The following is a 15,620-nucleotide window of genomic DNA, read 5'->3' on the forward strand; positions in this document are numbered from 1 at the left end:
CCCTGCTGAGCACACGAGGAGCGGCATGAGCGAGACGACCCCGGACCCGGCCCGGAACAAGCCCTCTCAGGCCGAGGGGGACGTGCCGGAGGACCAGAGCGTGCAGTCGGCCGTCGACCCGGACGGCAACAAGCCCTCCCAGGCCGAGGGGGACGCCCCCGAGGACGCGCCGGGCGACGACTGATCCCCGGCACTGGTCCCGGGCGCCCCGCCGAGAGCGGCACGCGCCCGGGATCAGTGCCGGGTCAGCCCCCGGTCGTCCCTGGCGGAGGCGTTCTTCGGCGCCCACGCGGACAGGCCGAGGAGGTCGGCCACCTCGCGGTAGTGGCTGGTGGAGAGGATCCCGAAGCCGGCCTCGACCGCGCGGCGGTAGTAGTGCACGTCCAGGGCGTCGGCCGACAGGTTCTCGTCGTAGCGGTGCAGCTCCAGGCGCATGGGCACGTTCCAGCTCCGCATCCGCAGGCTCTCCTCCATGTCCGGGACGTAGTGGCCGGCGAAGCCGATCACCCGGCGGAGGTCGGGCACCTCCCGTCGGACGTCGTCGACCGTGGGCAGGCCGTCCGGGTGGGTCGGGACGAAGTAGACGAGGTCGGGGGCGATCCTGCGGTAGACGGCCAGCTCCGTCAGCCCGTGCACGCTCACCACCACCTGGCCCTCGGCCCGGTGCGTGCGGACGAGCTCGACGACGGCCTCCGGGGTCACGTTCTTGACGTCGAGCCACAGCACCGCCCCGGCCAGCACCGCCCAGGTGAGGAACTCGCCGGCCTCCCGGATGGGGAACCGGGTGACCTCGCCGTAGTTGTCCACCAGGTGCTGGCTGAGCACGTAGTCGGCCGACTGCTCGCTCACCGGGCCGGCGCCGGTGCTCCCGTGCCCCATGACGGCCTCGTGCAGGACCACGCACCGGCCGTCGACCGTGGTGCGCAGCTCGATCTCGATCATGGTGCGCGCCCGGGTGGCCAGGACGTTCTGGGCGGACTCGAGCGCCGAGCAGGGCCAGGACCCGTCGGGGTGGAACCCGGCGCGGCGGGCGAGCAGGAGGGGCCCGTCGGCGGACAGGCGGTCGTGGCGGGTGTAGGCGGCCAGTTCGGCCGGCGAGTCGAAGACGATCGAGTGCCCTGCTGCGCGCGCCGGCACGTCGGCTGCGACGTGGTCCGGCGAGTCCGGGCGGCGGTAGTTCTTCGGCATGGGAACTCCTGGGGGGATGGGAGCGCGGACAGCGGCCGTGGGGGGACGGCCGGCGGACGGGAAGCGGGGGAACTGCCCGTCCACGTGCTCAGGGGCCCTCGGCCACCCGTGCACGCTCCAACTCTTCCACGTCCGAGGCCGAATACGTGGCTGCGATCTGCATGTCGTTGCCTCCGCGCAGGACATTGCGGGTGCTGAGATCCCGGAAGAGCGTTCTGGGGATGGGCCGGTAGGCGGTGCGGCCGTCCCGGACGGGCCGGACGCCGGTCCCGTGGCGCAGGGCGACGGCGTGCAGCCACACGTCGTCGGCCATCGGCGCGCACGCGGTGAACGCGGTGCCGAGCTCGTGCAGGGCGTCGAGCAGGTGCGGCGGGTAGAGCACGCCGGAGGTGCCCGTGGCGAAGGTGCGGACGGACGCTCCCGCCGGGGCGCCGGGGCTCCACGTCGCGTAGGGCAGGATCCGTCCTCCGCCGAGGCGGATCCGGTGGGTGCGGTGGGCGACCACGTCGTGCGGGTGCCGCGCGTGGACCGCGAGCAGCTCCTCGAGCCACGCCGGGCCGTAGAGCACGTCGTCGTCCGCGATGACCAGCGGCAGCTCGTGCCGCGCCCGGGACCGGACGCAGGGGTAGTACTTCTGGTGGGGGCCCCAGTCCTCGGTGCACCTCAGCTCGAGGCCCCGGCGCACCAGCCGCGCCAGCGGCGCGGGCGGGTCCGCCACGACGTCGGCCTCGCGCAGCCACAGGATCAGCCGCTGCGGGCGCACGGTGCCGTGCACCATCGACTCGACGGCCAGGTGCACCGCCCGGATCCGGCTCCCGTAGGACGTGAGGCTCACGACCACGGGCGCGTCCCCCCGCACGGGCGCGTCCGAGAAGCGGTTCCGGAGCCGGAAGTGCAGGGCGCTGCGGCTGGTGCGGAACGAGCGCAACCAGTCGAGGACCAGCTCCCGGGACAGCACCCACCGCAGGGGGTGCAGGCGCCTCCCGCCCGGCCGGGGCCTCACGACGGGCGTGCCGGGGCCGCCCGGGCCGCGCCGCCGCCGGAAGGTTCTGCCTCGGTCATGAACTCATTCTGGCAGGAGCCGCGCTCAGATCTCCGCGGCGGCCAGCACCGGCAGGGTGGGCGTCTCGGAGCCGCCGGCAGGCTCCACGGTCATGGCCACCGCCCCGGCCCGGTCGATGTCGCCGTCCAGCCAGACCTGCACCTGTCCGCCGCCGAAGCGCACGTCCGGCACCGGGGTCTCGTCCTGCACGAGCCACAGCTGGTACTCCCGGCCCTCCCCCGGTCCGGCGAGGTCGGAGGCGACGAACAGCGCCGCGTCCGCCTGCGCCGAGACCACCAGGGTGGCCGGCCGGCCGTCCACGTCGAGCTGGCGGGTGGTGACGTCCGGGGCGCTCAGCAGCCGGTTCTGCCGGTCCTGCTCCTGGGCCACGAGCTGCTGCTCCCGCTGCTCGGTCTGCGTGCCGACGGCCCAGCCGCCCAGGGCCGCACCGGGCAGGAGCACGGCGGCCGCGGCGGCGGCCAGCCAGCGGCGCCGGGGACGGCGCCGCTGCGCCAGGGACACGGGCGCGTCCCCGGCCCGGTCCTCGGCCCGTTCCTCCGGCCGCCGCTCCTGGGGCGTCCCGCGCACGGCCGCGAGGACGTCCCCGCGCAGCGCCGCCGGCGGCGGCTCGGCCACGGCGGCGGCGAGGTGCGCCCCGACCTCCCCGAACGCGGCCACCTCCTCCCGGCAGGCGGCGCAGCCGCGCAGGTGGAGCTCGAACGCGGCGCGCTCGCCGGGCTCGAGGGCGTCCACGGCGTAGAGCGCCGCGTCGGCGTGGACGTCGCCGGCCCGGTCGTCCCCCTGGATGTCCTTCACTGCCGCACCCCCAGTGCCGATCTCAGATTGGTGAGTCCGTCGCGGATCCTGGCCTTCGCCGTGCCCAGCGGGACGTCCAGGTGCTCCGCGACCTGCCGGTGACTGTACCCCCGGTAGTAGACCAGGCAGACGGCCTCCCGCTGGAGCGGGCTGAGCCCGCCGAGCTCGGCCCGCACCTCCTCGGAGTCCAGGGACTGCTCCACCTCGCTCCAGGTGGAGTCGGAGGGCGTCTCGGCCCGCCGGACCTCGTACTGCTGGTCCCGGTCCCGCTCCCGCTGGCTCTGCCGGATCCGGTCCACCGCGCGGCGGTGGGCCATGGTGCACAACCACGCCAGGACCGTGCCGCGGCCGGCGTCGAAGCGCTCCGCCTGCTGCCATGCCATCAGGTAGACCTCCTGGACCACCTCGGCGGCGAGCTCCGGGGAGCGGAGCAGCCGCAGCACGAGTCCGTGGACCGTGGACGACGTCGCGTCGTACAGCTGGGCGAAGGCGTCCTCGTCACCGCCCGCCACGCGGCGCAGCAGCTCGACCTGTTGTTCGGTCCGCCCGGGCACGGGGACCGGGGCCCCGGCTCTCCCGCTCCGGCCGGTCGGTCCTGGGCTCACGCGGTCTCGCTGTTCACTCGGAGAGCGGCGCCCCGCCCGGGGTCCGGGCGGGAGCAGTGTCGCACTGCACCTTGCCACACCGGGTCGATGTGATGCCATCGACACACTCGTCGTCTCCATGACCGTTGTTCGTCGCGGGGCCGGCACCGGACGGGTCGGCGGTCCGTTCCGGCGCGCCGGAAACTTTTCTGCCCCCGCACCCGTCCGGGCCCGTTCCGGCGCCGAACTCACCGTGCGCACACCGAAAGTGCGCACCCGGCACGACCCCCCGGTACGACACAGGAGAGAATCTGATGCGCAAGTCCATGCTCCTCACAGTCCCCACCCTGGCCCTCGGCGCGCTCACCATGGCCGCCGCGCCCGCCGCCGCCCACGACTCCGACATGTGGTCCGCCCAGGCGGCGCTGAGCACCCTGAACAACTCCGGCACCACCGGCGACGTCATGGTCGACGTCCACGGCACCGAGGCCACCGTCACGATGAACGTGAGCGGCGCGGCCGAGACGTTCATGGACGGCCCGTTCCCGCACGCCCAGCACATCCACATCCACGGCCAGGGCACCTGCCCGGGCCCGGAGGCGGACGCGGACGGCGACGGCGTGGTCAACACCACCGAGGGTCACCCCTTCTACGGCATGATCGGCACCTCGCTGACCACCGAGGGCGACACCAGCCCCGACTCCGGCCTGGCCGTGGAGCGCTTCCCGGGCGGCTCCGCGTACACCTACGAGCGGACCCTGCAGCTGGACGAGGCCACCGCCGAGTCCCTGCAGAACGGCACCGCGGTCGTCGTGGTCCACGGCGTGGACCCGGCGAAGATGCCCGCCGCGGCCGCCGAGAAGATGAGCGACCTCGACCCGGCGCTGCCCGCGGCCGCGACCCTCCCGGCCGCGTGCGGCACGCTGACCGCCTCGCAGATGGGCGCGATGCCGGAGGGCGGCGCCGACACCGGCGTGGCCCAGGAGACGGGGTCCACCGCCCAGGCCGCGGCCCTCGGCGGCGGCGTCCTGGCCGCCGCGGCCGGCGCCGCGTGGGCCCTGCGCCGTCGCGCCGCGCGCGGCTGATCCGACGGGACGGTTCCTGCTGTGACGGGATCGACCACCGGTCGTCGCGGAGGCCTGCTGGCCTCCGCGGCGACCGCCGTCCTGCTCGCCACCGGCTGCGCCGCGTCCGACGACGGCGCCGCACCGGCGGTCGGCAGCACCCCGCCGGCGGCCTCGAGCACCGCCTCGCCGTCGAGCACCTCGGCGCCCCCGGGCGCGGTGTCGGCCCCGTCCGCGACGGGGAGGCCGACCGCCGCCGCAACGGACAGTCCAGCGGACGGCCCCGCGGACGGCCCGGCGGTCCTGGGCGCGTCGGAGCCGGTCGCCCTGTCCGTCCCGGCCACCGGCACGGAGTCCGAGCTGCTGCACCTGGGCCTGCGCGAGGACGGCTCGCTCGAGGTCCCGCCCGAGGGGCCCGGCTCCCCGGCGAGCTGGTACACCGGGTCCCCCACCCCCGGCGAGCGCGGCCCGGCCGTGCTGCTGGGCCACGTCAACGCCACCGGCGGCGGCCCCGGGGTCTTCGCCGGGCTGCGGGCCCTGGAACCCGGCGACGCGATCGAGGTGGCCCGGGAGGACGGGTCCACGGCGGTCTTCGCCGTCGACCGCGGGGAGCAGTACGGCAAGGACGACTTCCCCACCCTCGAGGTCTACGGCAACACGGAGGGGTCCGAGCTGCGGCTGATCACCTGCGACGGCTTCGACCTGGCCACCGGGGAGTTCGACGACAACTACGTGGTCTACGCGTCCCTGGTGCCCTGAGCGGCGCAGCCCTGGGAACGAGCGCTGGTGCCCACCGCCCCGGCCTCGCGCGGAGAACGACCCTTCCCTAGGCTTCTGCGCAGGGAACGGCCGTTCTCTGCATCTGTCGCACCAGCGAGAGGAAGAGCCTCCATGGGTCACATCACCGTCGGCACCGAGAACAGCACCGACATCGAGCTGTACTACGAGGACCACGGCAGCGGTCAGCCCGTCGTCCTCATCCACGGGTACCCCCTGGACGGCTCGTCCTGGGAGAAGCAGACCGCCGCCCTGCTCGGGGCCGGCTACCGCGTGATCACCTACGACCGCCGCGGCTTCGGCCGCTCGAGCCGGCCGACGACGGGCTACGACTACGACACCTTCGCCGCCGACCTCGACACCGTCCTGAGCACCCTCGACCTGAACGACGTGGTCCTGGTGGGCTTCTCCATGGGGACCGGGGAGGTGGGGCGCTACCTCGGGACCTACGGATCCTCGCGGGTGGCGAAGGCGGCCTTCCTGGGCTCGCTCGAGCCGTACCTGCTGCAGACCGAGGACAACCCCACGGGCGTGCCCCAGGACGTCTTCGACGGCCTGGCCGCCGCCGTGACCGCCGACCGCTACGCGTTCTTCGCCGAGTTCTTCGGCAACTTCTTCAACACGGACACGTTCCTGGGCACGGACCGGCTGAGCCAGGAGGTCGTGGACGCCTGCCGGAACATCGCCGCCCGCTCCGGGGCCGTGGCGTCGGTGGCCGCCCAGCCCGCGTGGCTGACCGACTTCCGGGCCGACATCCCCAAGATCGACGTGCCGGCCCTGATCGTGCACGGCACCGCGGACAACATCCTGCCCATCGACGCCACCGGCCGGCAGTTCCACCAGGCCCTCCCGCAGGCGGAGTACGTCGAGATCGAGGGCGCCCCGCACGGGCTGCTCTGGACCCACGGCGCGGAGGTCAACGAGGCGCTGCTGGACTTCCTCGCCCGGTAGCCGCCCCCCACCCCCGGCGGGACGGCCCTCCGCCGGACGACGACGGACCCCGCCTGCCGTGCGCTCGAGGCGCGGCGGGCGGGGTCCGCTCCGTTCCCGGGGCCCGGGAACCGTCAGTGGCGGGGGCCCTCATGGCCGGGCACGTCACCGGGGCGATCGGTCCCGGCCGGTCCTCCCGGCTGCCCGTCCGGGCGCTCGCCGGCGGCGGGGCCGCCCGTGGTCGGGCCGCCGGTCGCCGGGCCGCCCGTGCTGGGGCCGCCGGTCGCCGGGCCGCCGGAGGTCCGGTCGCCGGGGGCGCGGCCCCCGCCGAGGAACTGGCGGGCCTTCTGCTGGACCGTGTCCACGTGGCGCTCGTACTTGCGCCCGGTGCGCTTGTCCACGAAGCTGCCGGCCTGGTCGAGGACCTTGTCGACCTTGTCCGGGTTGCGCTGGGCGAGCTGCTTGGCCTTGGCCGTGAGCCCCTTGAAGTTCACCATCACGTCTCCTTCCGAGAGTGGTCACCGCGCGCGGGAGCGCCGCGGTGCTGCCGCCAGTCCATCACGCGGAGCTGTCCGCCGGCTGGCCGAGGCCGGGAGGCCGGCGCTCCTGGCCGACCACGTGCTGGAAGCGCAGCAGGTTGTCCGGGTCGTAGAGCGCCTTGGCCCGGACCAGACGGGCGTAGACCTCCTCGGACCACGCCCGGGCGTGCTCGCTCTCCCCGCCCGGGACCCCGTGCATGTTCACGAAGGCCCGCCCCGTGGACCATGGGGCCATGGCCTTCAGGATCTCGGCCAGTGCCCGGGGCGTCGCCGCGGCCACGTGGGGCGCGAGCCAGCCGATGAGCTCCAGGAAGAACGCCGCGTCCCGCCCCGAGACCGCGTCCTCGACGCCGTCGGTCCGGGCGAAGGCTCCGCCCATCAGCCGGATCCCCACCTCCGGCAGCGGGCACCGGCTGCCGGGCCCGGCGCTCTGCAGCAGCGTCATGACCGCGGCGGCGTCGAACTCCCGCAGGAACTCCCCGGTGAGCACGTAGAGACCCGGCTCGGTGGCGTCCATGTGCACCTGGTCGATGTCCCGGTAGTCCATGGGCCCCACCAGGTCCAGGACCGGCCGGGAGACCGCCCGCATCGGCGCGAGGACCCGGGCGCCCTCCTCCTCCGAGCCGACCCAGCAGAAGCGCAGGTGCACGAGCATCCGCTTGTGCAGCTGCTCGGGGACGGTCGGGTCGTGCGGCATCCAGCGCAGGGCCACGGACGTCGAGGCGCGCTCCGGCAGGGTGGGCGCCCACCGGCTGAACGCGCTCAGCACCTCCTGGGCGTCGCTGCCGGGGTAGAAGATCCCGCCGCCGTAGAGCTCCTCCAGGGGGACCAGGTCCATGGTCATCGCGGTGACGAGGCCCAGGTTGCCCTTGCCCCCGCGCAGCAGGGCGAACAGCTCCGGCTCGTGCCGGGCGTCCACGTGGCGCAGCCGCCCGTCGGGGGTCACCACCTCGAGACCCAGCAGGTGGTCGGCGGCGAAGCCGAAGATCCGCCCGAGCACCGGCAGCCCGCCGCCCAGGGTGTAGCCGACCGCCCCGGCGTCGCTGGCCGAACCGTTGAGCACCGCGAGGCCGTGGGGCGCGACCGCGTCGATCACGCGGCGCCACCGCACGCCGGCGCCGATCCGCGCGGTCCGGCGGCGGGGGTCGACCTCGATCTCCTGCATCCGGTGGGTCGTGACGAGCACTCCGCCCTCCATGGGCTGGTCCGCGCCGTGGCCCGTGGACTGCACCCCCACGGGCTCGTGGTGGGCGGCGGCCCACCGCATCACGGCCACCACGTCGGCGGCGTCGGTCACGCCCGCCACCGCGTCCGGGTGGTGGACGGCGGCCAGGTTGAAGCCGGCGACCTCCTGCGCGAAGCCGGCCTCGTCCGGCAGCAGGACCGGGCCACGGACCTGCCGGTGGAGTTCTTCCACGTCCGTTCTCGAGATCATCGCGGGCCCCCTCGGCACCGGCGATCCGCGGTGCGGGGCCGCTCGGGCCCGCAGGCGCCGCAGAACAGGTCCATTCTCCCACGCGGGCCCGCCGGTGCGCCCTCCGGAGCGTGCACGGAATCGTCACGGGGCGCCGGCGGGCACGGCCCGGTCGACACGGCCGGGTCGGAGCCGCCGGGAGGGTCAGTCGCGCTCGAGCGGCAGGGCGGGCGCCAGCCGGCGCAGGGACGTGAACGTGGGCACGAGGGCCTCGTAGAGCTGCTCGAACACCGGCTGCAGGGACGCGTGGACCGCGGCGTCGGCGGGGTCCGGGCGCACCACGGACTCGACCTCCACCAGGTCCGCGGCCACGTCGACGGACTCGATCAGCCCGAGCGCCTGCATCCCGAGCAGCGCGGCGCCGAACCCGGAGCCCTCGTGGCCCGAGGCGAAGGAGATGTCCGTGCCGAGGACGTCGGCGAGCAGCTGCCGCCACAGCGGGCTGCGGGCGAAGCCGCCGGTGGCGCGGATCTGCTCCACGGCCAGACCGGCCGAGCGCATCGACTGCAGGACCAGGCCGAGCTGCTGGCACACCCCCTCCAGGGCCGCGCGCACCAGGTGCGCGCGGCGGTGGGCGCGGGTCAGCCCCACGTAGGCGCCCTTGGGCAGGGAGCTCCAGTGTGGGGCGCGCTCGCTCAGCAGGTAGGGCAGCATGAGCAGCCCCCCGGACCCGGCCGGGACGCTCCCCGCGAGCGCGAGCAGCTCCTCCTCCGGCTCCTCCCCCAGGTCGGGGGCGAGGGCGTCCCCGGCCCAGCCCAGGACCACGCCGCCGTTGTTGATCGCCCCGCCGACCACCCAGCGCCCCGGGGTCAGGGCGTAGCAGAAGACCCGTCCCAGCGGGTCCACCACGGGACGGTCGACGACGACGCGCAGCGCGCCGCTCGTGCCGATCGAGCAGGCCGCCACCCCGGGCCGGACCGCGCCCAGGCCGAGGTTGGCCAGCGGGCCGTCGCTGGCCCCCACCACTACGGGCACGGTGGCGGGCAGCCCCGTGGCCCGGGCGCCCTCGTCCGTGAGCCCGGGCAGGACGTGGGTGGTGGGCACGAGCTCGGGCAGCTGCTCGGGCAGGATCCCGGCGTGGGCGAGGGCCTCGCCGTCCCAGGCCAGCTCGTGGATGTTCATCAGACCGGTGGCCGAGGCCACCGAGTGGTCCACCACGAGCGCGTCGCACAGCCGCAGCAGCACGAACTCCTTGATGCCGGCCCAGAAGGCGACGCGCTCGCACAGCTTGGGCTCCTGATCGTGGAACCACACGAGCTTGGGCAGCGGCGACATGGGGTGCACCGGGGTGCCCGTGCGCCGGTGCAGGGCGAGGCCGCCCGCGCTCGCGCGCAGCCGTTCCGCCTGGACGCTGGCCCGGGTGTCCGCCCAGGTGACGAGCGGGGTGAGGGGCTCTCCCTCGGGCGAGAGCCCGAGCAGGCTGTGCATCGCGGCGCTGAAGGACAGCCCCGCCACGCGCTCCGCCCCGACCTCCCCGACCACCGCGCGGACGGTGTCCAGCACCGCCTGCAGGATCAGCTCGGGGTCCTGCACTGCGTGGCCGGGGTGCGGCTCCTCCAGGGGGTAGCCGGCCGAGGCGGCGGCGAGCTGCTCACCGCCCACGGCGAAGGCCACGGCCTTGGTGCTCGTGGTGCCGATGTCGACGCCCACCACCACGGGATCCGGGTGCCCGGCGCCGGCCGGCCCCGGCATCAGCGCGGCTCCCCGGGGGCCAGGGACACCAGGACCTTGCCGGAGACCGCGGAGTCGCGGGCCGTGGCGAAGGCCTCCACGGCGCGGTCGGCGGGGAACTCGTGCGTGACCACGTCCTCGATCCCGGGACGGTCGGCGAGCAGCCCGATCGCCTCGTCGATCTCGTCGTCGAACCGGAAGGACCCGCGCAGCTGGAGCTCCTTGGAGACCAGCGGGGCCAGGTTCACGGGCCGCGCCTCGTCCGGCACCATCCCCACCTGGACGACGACGCCGCCGCGGCGGGCGCCCACCAGCGCGGGGCTCACGGCCGCGGGCACGCCGGAGCACTCGAGCACCACGTCGAACGCCCCGGACGGGATCTGCTCGGCCCCCACCCGGACGGTGCCGTGCACGCCGAGCGCCCGGGCCCGCTCGAGCGGGCCCTCGAGGACGTCGGTGGCCACGACCTCGGCCGCGCCCCGGGCCAGGGCCGCCGCGGCCGTGAGCAGGCCGATCGGCCCGGACCCGGAGACGAGCACGCGCCGGCCGGTCACGTCCCCGGCCACGGTGAGCCCGTGCAGGGCCACGGCCAGCGGCTCGGCGAGCGCGGCCCGGCGCAGCGGCAGGCCGGCCGGGAGCACCCGGACCATGTCCCGGCGGACCAGCAGGTACTCGCTCATCCCGCCCTGGGTGTGCGGCCGGGTGGAGGCGCTGCCCAGGTAGGCCCCGCCGGGCCACAGGTGGCGCCGGTCCTCGATCCCGGGCTGGGGCGTGCCGAACGTGGCCGGGTGGACCGTCACCGGGGTGCCGGGGGCGAGCTCGCCGGCGGGGTCCAGGTCCACCGTCCCGGAGACCTCGTGCCCGGGCACGAGGGGCTCCCGGACCACGTACTCGCCGTTGGCGCCCTCGGCCCAGTAGTGCAGGTCCGACCCGCACACCCCGCCGTAGGCGATCCGGAGCCGGACCTGCCCCTCGGCGGGCTCCGGGGTGGGCACCTCCTCGACGCGCAGGTCGTCCTTGCCGTGGATCACGATGGCCTTCATGAGCTCTCTTCCTGGTGCGTCCCCGGGCGCCGCGGTGCGGCGCGTGCCGGGTGGGACTGCGGGTGGTGCGGCGGACCCGGGTCAGAGGACGGAGGTCATGCCGCCGTCGACCAGGACGTTGTGCCCCGAGACGAAGCTGGAGGCGTCCGAGCACAGGTAGACCAGCGTGCCCACGAGCTCCTCGACCTGCCCCCAGCGCCGGGCCGGGGTGCGCTCGACCACCCAGTGGTTGAACGCCTCGTCCTCGATCAGCGCCTGGTTCATCTCGGTGGCGAAGTACCCGGGCGAGATCGCGTTGACCTGGATGTTGTGCCGGGCGAGGTCCGCGGCCATGCCCTTGGTGAGCATGACCACCCCGCCCTTGGTGGCCGAGTACGGGGCGATGGTCTGCCGGGCGAGCACCGACTGCACGGAGCCGATGTTGACGATCTTGCCCGAGCCGCGCTCCTGCATGCCGGGGACCACGGCCCGGGACACGTGGAACACGCTCGAGAGGTTCGCCGCGACGATGTCCTCCCAGTCCTGGGCCGCGAACTCGGCGAAGGGGGCGCGGCGCTGGATCCCGGCGTTGTTCACCAGGATGTCCGGGACGCCGTGCTCGGCGAGGACCGCGTCGATCCCCGTCCGGACGGCCTCGGCGTCGGTGAGGTCGAAGGCCGCCGTGACCGGGGCGGTGCCCGTGCCGGCGGCGATCTCGTCGCGCACCCGCGCGAGGGCGTCGGCGTCCCGCCCGTGCAGGACCACGCGGGCCCCCGCCTCGGCGAGGCCCGTGGCCAGGGCCCGCCCCAGCCCCCGGGAGGAGCCGGTGACGAGGGCGAGCCGGCCGGTGATGTCGAAGACGTTTCGCATCCGGGGCCTCAGGCGATGTAGAAGATGACGAGGACGACGGCGAAGCCGAGGACGGACTCGAGGGCCTGCTGGACCGTCCAGGTCTTCAGCGTGGTCTTGACGTCCATGCCCATGAGCCGGCCCACGAGCCAGAAGCCGGAGTCGTTGACGTGCCCGGCGAAGACCGAGCCGGCGGCGGTGGCCAGTACCACGGCCGCGACCTCCACGGAGTTGAAGTTGCCCGCGGCCACGGCCGGTGCCATGAGCCCGGCGGCGGTGACGAGGGCCACGGTGGCCGAGCCCTGGGCCAGGCGCAGGACCACGGCGATGATGTAGGCCGCGAAGATGACGGGCAGCCCGATGCCGTCCAGCGAGGACGCCAGCGCGTCGCCGATGCCGGAGGCGCGCAGGATGCCGCCGAACATGCCGCCGGCGCCGGTGATGAGGATGACGGAGGCGACCGGGCCCAGGGAGGAGTCGATGACCTTCTCCAGGGCGGTGCCGTGCTCGCCGCGGCGGGTGCCGAGGACGAACAGGGCCACGAGGACCGAGATCAGCAGGGCGACCGGGGACTCGCCGAGGGCGGAGAGCACCTGGAACCACTCGGCGTCCTCGGAGACGGCGCCGGCGGCGCGCAGGAAGTCCAGGCCGGTGTTCATGAAGATGAGCACCAGGGGCAGCAGCAGCAGGGCGATGATGGTGCCGACCCGCGGCGGGTTGGCGGGCTGGTCGTCGTCGACGTCGCCGAAGAAGCCCGGGACGGGGAGGACGTACTTGGTGCCCACGCGCTTGCCCCAGAGGTACGCGGAGACGTACCAGAGCGGGAACGCCAGCAGCAGGCCGATGAGCAGGACCATGCCGAGGTCGGCGCCGTAGAGCTCCGTGGCGGCCACGGGACCGGGGTGCGGCGGCACGAAGACGTGCATGACCGAGAACGCACCGGCGGCGGGGATGCCGTACAGGAGCACGTTGTTGCCGCTCACCCGGCGGGCGACGGCGAAGATGATCGGCAGCATGACCACGAGGCCGGCGTCGAAGAAGATCGGGAAGCCCATGATCAGGGAGGCGATGCCGAGACCGAAGGGCGCGCGCTTCTCGCCGAAGATGTCCACGAGCTTGTCCGCGAGCACCCGGGCGCCGCCGCTGTGCTCCACGAGCTTGCCGAGCATGGCGCCGAGGCCGATGAGCAGGGCCACCGAGCCGAGCGTGCCGCCGAAGGCGGTGACCGCGGTGTCCACGATCATCCCCGTGGGGATGCCCGTGGCGAATGCCGTCAGCAGCGCCACCAGGATCAAGGTGAGGAAGGCGTGCAGCTTGAACTTGATCACCAGGACCAGGATCAGTGCGATGGCGGCTGCCGCGATCGTCAGCAGCGGCGCGGTGCCGAGGGTCTGTGTCCAGTCTTCCACTGAGTTTCTCCGTTGATCTCGTGCCTGCGGGCAGGCCCTGGGGTCTCGTCGTGAGCCACGACACACGCTAGGCTGACAGAAAGATCATACTTTTGGCAACAGGGTGGGCGCGACCGCGCCGCACATGACGGACGGAGCGTCCATGCACGGGGTGGAGCAGCACAGCGGGGTGCTGGACCGGCTCGGCGAGAGCATCGCCTCCGGGGCGCGGGCGCCGGGAACGGTCCTGACGCTCGCGGCCCTCGAGGAGGAGTTCGGGGTCTCCCGCACGCTCGTGCGGGAGGTGGTGCGCGTGCTCGAGTCCATGGGGATGGTGGAGTCCCGGCGGCGGGTGGGCGTCACCGTCCGCCCGCCGCGGGACTGGAACCCGTTCGACCCCCGGCTGATCCGGTGGCGGCTCGGCGGCCCGGGGCGCGACGAGCAGCTGCGGAGCCTGACCGAGCTGCGGACCGCCATCGAGCCCGTGGCCGCCCGGCTGGCCGCGGTCCGGGCCGACGGGCCCACCCGGCGGCGCCTGGTGGAGCTCGCCGCCCGGCTGCGGGAACTCGGCGAGGCACGCCGCGGCACCGACCCCGAGTACCTGGAGGTGGACACCGCCTACCACGCGCTGCTGCTGGAGGCGAGCGGCAACCCGATGCTCGCCGCCCTGCAGGACGTGGTGGCCGAGGTGCTCTCCGGCCGCACGGCGCTCGGGCTCATGCCCCGCTCCCCGGACCCCGGCGCGCTCGAGGACCACGAGGCCACGGCCGCCGCCGTCGCCTCCGGAAACGCGGCCGAGGCCGAGGCGCGGGCGCGCGCCGTGGTGGTGGAGGTGCTCGAGGGGGTCGTCGACGTGACGGAGAACACCGCCTGATCCGGCCGATGGTCTGCTGGGCCCGGGCCGCGCCGTTCCTAGGCTGAGCGCATGGCCACACCCGTCACCGGCTACCTGTCCCGGGTCTCGGGGCCCCGCCGGAGCCCCCGTTACGACCTCCACCTGGCCTGCCTGCTGATCCTCGTGGCCGGCATGCTCAACTCTGCGGGCTTCGTGGCCGTGGCGCTCTACACCTCCCACATGACCGGCCTGACCGCGACCATGGCCGACCACCTCGTGGACGGGGACGTGGAGCTGCTGTCCCTCGGCGCGGTGGGACTGGGCGCGTTCGTGCTCGGCGGCATCTGGTGCTCGCTGCTCTTCACCTGGGGCCGGCGGCGCGGGCTCGGGTGCCGGTTCGCGAACGTGCTCGCCTTCGAGGGCGCGCTGATCCTGGTGTTCAGCCTGACCGCCGAGGCCGTCGAGGACGACCACCGCGGCCTCGTGCCCGTCGCCGTCCTGTGCTTCACCATGGGGATGCAGAACGCGCTCCTCAGCAAGGTCGCCGACATCCCCGTGCGCACCACCCACGTCACCGGGATGGTCACCGACATCGCGATCGAGCTCGGCAGGATGCTCTACCCCCACCGCACACCGGGTCCGGAACCGGTCCGGGCGGACCGCAGGAAGCTGCGGGTCCTGACCACCCTCGTGGGCCTGTTCTTCCTGGGCGGCGTGACCGGGACGGTCGGCTACCTGGCCGCGGGGTTCTCCTTCCTGGTGCCGGTCGCCCTGCTGCTGCTGGTCCTGGCCTACCGTCCGGTGGCCCGGGACCTCTCCCGCAGGCGCCCGCCCGCCCGCGCGTTCCTGTGAGCCGGCGCCCCCGCCCGTAGGCTGGGCCCATGGGCATCTCGGAGACCGACCGCGGACACCTGCGACGCTGCGTGGAGCTGGCCCGCGAGGCCCTCGACGCCGGGGACGAGCCGTTCGGCTCGGTGCTGGTCTCGGCGCGGGGGGAGGTCCTGTTCGAGGACCGCAACCGGGTGGCCGGCGGTGACGCGACCCGCCACCCCGAGTTCGAGATCGCCCGGTGGGCGGCCGCCCACCTGACCCCGGAGCAGCGCTCCGCGGCCACGGTCTACACCTCGGGCGAGCACTGCCCCATGTGCTCGGCGGCCCACGCCTGGGTGGGGCTGGGCCGCATCGTCCACGCCTCCTCCTCGGCGCAGCTCGGCCGGTGGCTGGACGAGCTCGGCGCCCCGCCGGCCCCCGTCGCGGCGCTGCCGATCACCCAGGTGGCCCCGGGGGTGCCCGTGGACGGCCCCTGCCACGAGCTGGCGCCGGCGGTGCGCGACCTGCACCGCCGGCTGCACCGGACCCGGACCGGGACCGACCCGCGAGGCCGCAGCTGACGGGCACCGCGCCCGGCCGCGTCGCCGTCAGCCGCAACCTCGGCGCGGGG

The 15,620-nt window shown here is 74.6% G+C and carries 17 protein-coding genes; 7 read left to right on the plus strand and 10 right to left on the minus strand.

What is annotated here, in order from left to right; genetic code table 11:
- The first annotated feature begins 25 nt into the window (after window positions 1–25).
- On the plus strand, window positions 26–184 hold the full coding sequence (locus H488_RS37575; RefSeq protein ID WP_017834997.1) for a hypothetical protein: 159 nt from the start codon (window positions 26–28) through the stop codon (window positions 182–184).
- A gap of 50 nt (window positions 185–234) precedes the next feature.
- Here H488_RS37575 and H488_RS35335 read toward each other — a convergent pair whose 3' ends face one another.
- The 4 genes from H488_RS35335 to sigK all read right to left on the minus strand — a co-directional run bounded on the left by H488_RS35335 (window position 235) and on the right by sigK (window position 3,600).
- Entirely contained in the window at window positions 235–1,188 is a 954-nt protein-coding gene (locus tag H488_RS35335) for a hypothetical protein (protein WP_017834998.1), read from the minus strand.
- A gap of 88 nt (window positions 1,189–1,276) precedes the next feature.
- Window positions 1,277–2,146 carry a hypothetical protein gene (locus H488_RS35340; RefSeq protein ID WP_017834999.1) on the minus strand — a complete coding sequence of 290 codons (870 nt, stop codon included), beginning with the start codon at window positions 2,144–2,146 and terminating at the stop codon, window positions 1,277–1,279.
- A gap of 129 nt (window positions 2,147–2,275) precedes the next feature.
- Complete coding sequence (locus H488_RS35345) at window positions 2,276–3,046, minus strand: anti-sigma factor (RefSeq protein WP_017835000.1); 771 nt, start codon at window positions 3,044–3,046, stop codon at window positions 2,276–2,278.
- Window positions 3,043–3,600 carry an ECF RNA polymerase sigma factor SigK gene (gene sigK / locus H488_RS35350; protein WP_017835001.1) on the minus strand — a complete coding sequence of 186 codons (558 nt, stop codon included), beginning with the start codon at window positions 3,598–3,600 and terminating at the stop codon, window positions 3,043–3,045. Before sigK ends, H488_RS35345 begins: the two co-directional genes overlap by 4 nt.
- A 344-nt stretch (window positions 3,601–3,944) precedes the next feature.
- Between sigK and H488_RS35355 the strand changes: the two genes are divergently transcribed.
- From H488_RS35355 to H488_RS35365, 3 genes are all read left to right on the plus strand, one after another.
- Window positions 3,945–4,715, plus strand: coding sequence for a hypothetical protein (locus H488_RS35355; RefSeq protein WP_017835002.1), 771 nt, complete (start codon window positions 3,945–3,947; stop codon window positions 4,713–4,715).
- Window positions 4,716–4,736: 21 nt separating this feature from the next.
- The gene (locus H488_RS35360) at window positions 4,737–5,453 is read left to right on the plus strand and encodes a class F sortase (protein WP_017835003.1); all 717 of its coding nucleotides are present in this window, start codon (window positions 4,737–4,739) and stop codon (window positions 5,451–5,453) included.
- A 132-nt stretch (window positions 5,454–5,585) separates the two neighbouring features.
- Window positions 5,586–6,422, plus strand: coding sequence for an alpha/beta fold hydrolase (locus H488_RS35365; protein ID WP_017835004.1), 837 nt, complete (start codon window positions 5,586–5,588; stop codon window positions 6,420–6,422).
- A gap of 113 nt (window positions 6,423–6,535) precedes the next feature.
- Here H488_RS35365 and H488_RS38155 read toward each other — a convergent pair whose 3' ends face one another.
- The 6 genes from H488_RS38155 to H488_RS35395 all read right to left on the minus strand — a co-directional run bounded on the left by H488_RS38155 (window position 6,536) and on the right by H488_RS35395 (window position 13,365).
- Window positions 6,536–6,898: an antitoxin gene (locus tag H488_RS38155; RefSeq protein WP_017835005.1), complete on the minus strand. Its 363-nt coding sequence runs from the start codon at window positions 6,896–6,898 to the stop codon at window positions 6,536–6,538.
- A gap of 61 nt (window positions 6,899–6,959) precedes the next feature.
- Window positions 6,960–8,375, minus strand: coding sequence for an FAD-binding oxidoreductase (locus tag H488_RS35375; RefSeq protein WP_051063843.1), 1,416 nt, complete (start codon window positions 8,373–8,375; stop codon window positions 6,960–6,962).
- A 183-nt stretch (window positions 8,376–8,558) separates the two neighbouring features.
- Window positions 8,559–10,106, minus strand: a complete 1,548-nt coding sequence (locus H488_RS35380) for a gluconokinase (RefSeq protein WP_017835007.1) — start codon at window positions 10,104–10,106, stop codon at window positions 8,559–8,561.
- A complete protein-coding gene (locus tag H488_RS35385) occupies window positions 10,106–11,128 on the minus strand; it encodes a zinc-binding dehydrogenase (protein WP_017835008.1) in 1,023 nt (340 codons plus the stop codon). The genes H488_RS35380 and H488_RS35385 overlap by 1 nt, the downstream gene beginning before the upstream one ends.
- Window positions 11,129–11,209: 81 nt before the next feature.
- On the minus strand, window positions 11,210–11,977 hold the full coding sequence (locus tag H488_RS35390) for a glucose 1-dehydrogenase (protein ID WP_017835009.1): 768 nt from the start codon (window positions 11,975–11,977) through the stop codon (window positions 11,210–11,212).
- Between the two features lie 8 nt (window positions 11,978–11,985).
- Window positions 11,986–13,365 carry a GntP family permease gene (locus H488_RS35395; protein WP_017835010.1) on the minus strand — a complete coding sequence of 460 codons (1,380 nt, stop codon included), beginning with the start codon at window positions 13,363–13,365 and terminating at the stop codon, window positions 11,986–11,988.
- 124 nt (window positions 13,366–13,489) lie between these two features.
- Between H488_RS35395 and H488_RS35400 the strand changes: the two genes are divergently transcribed.
- From H488_RS35400 to H488_RS35410, 3 genes are read left to right on the plus strand one after another with little or no spacing between them, the layout of a single operon-like run.
- Complete coding sequence (locus H488_RS35400; RefSeq protein ID WP_051063850.1) at window positions 13,490–14,218, plus strand: FadR/GntR family transcriptional regulator; 729 nt, start codon at window positions 13,490–13,492, stop codon at window positions 14,216–14,218.
- A gap of 51 nt (window positions 14,219–14,269) precedes the next feature.
- Entirely contained in the window at window positions 14,270–15,031 is a 762-nt protein-coding gene (locus H488_RS35405; RefSeq protein ID WP_017835012.1) for a YoaK family protein, read from the plus strand.
- 29 nt (window positions 15,032–15,060) lie between these two features.
- The gene (locus H488_RS35410) at window positions 15,061–15,570 is read left to right on the plus strand and encodes a nucleoside deaminase (protein ID WP_017835013.1); all 510 of its coding nucleotides are present in this window, start codon (window positions 15,061–15,063) and stop codon (window positions 15,568–15,570) included.
- Window positions 15,571–15,620: the final 50 nt, after the last annotated feature.

The organism is Kocuria sp. UCD-OTCP, from assembly GCF_000349605.1.
GTDB classification, from domain to species: domain Bacteria; phylum Actinomycetota; class Actinomycetes; order Actinomycetales; family Micrococcaceae; genus Kocuria; species Kocuria rosea.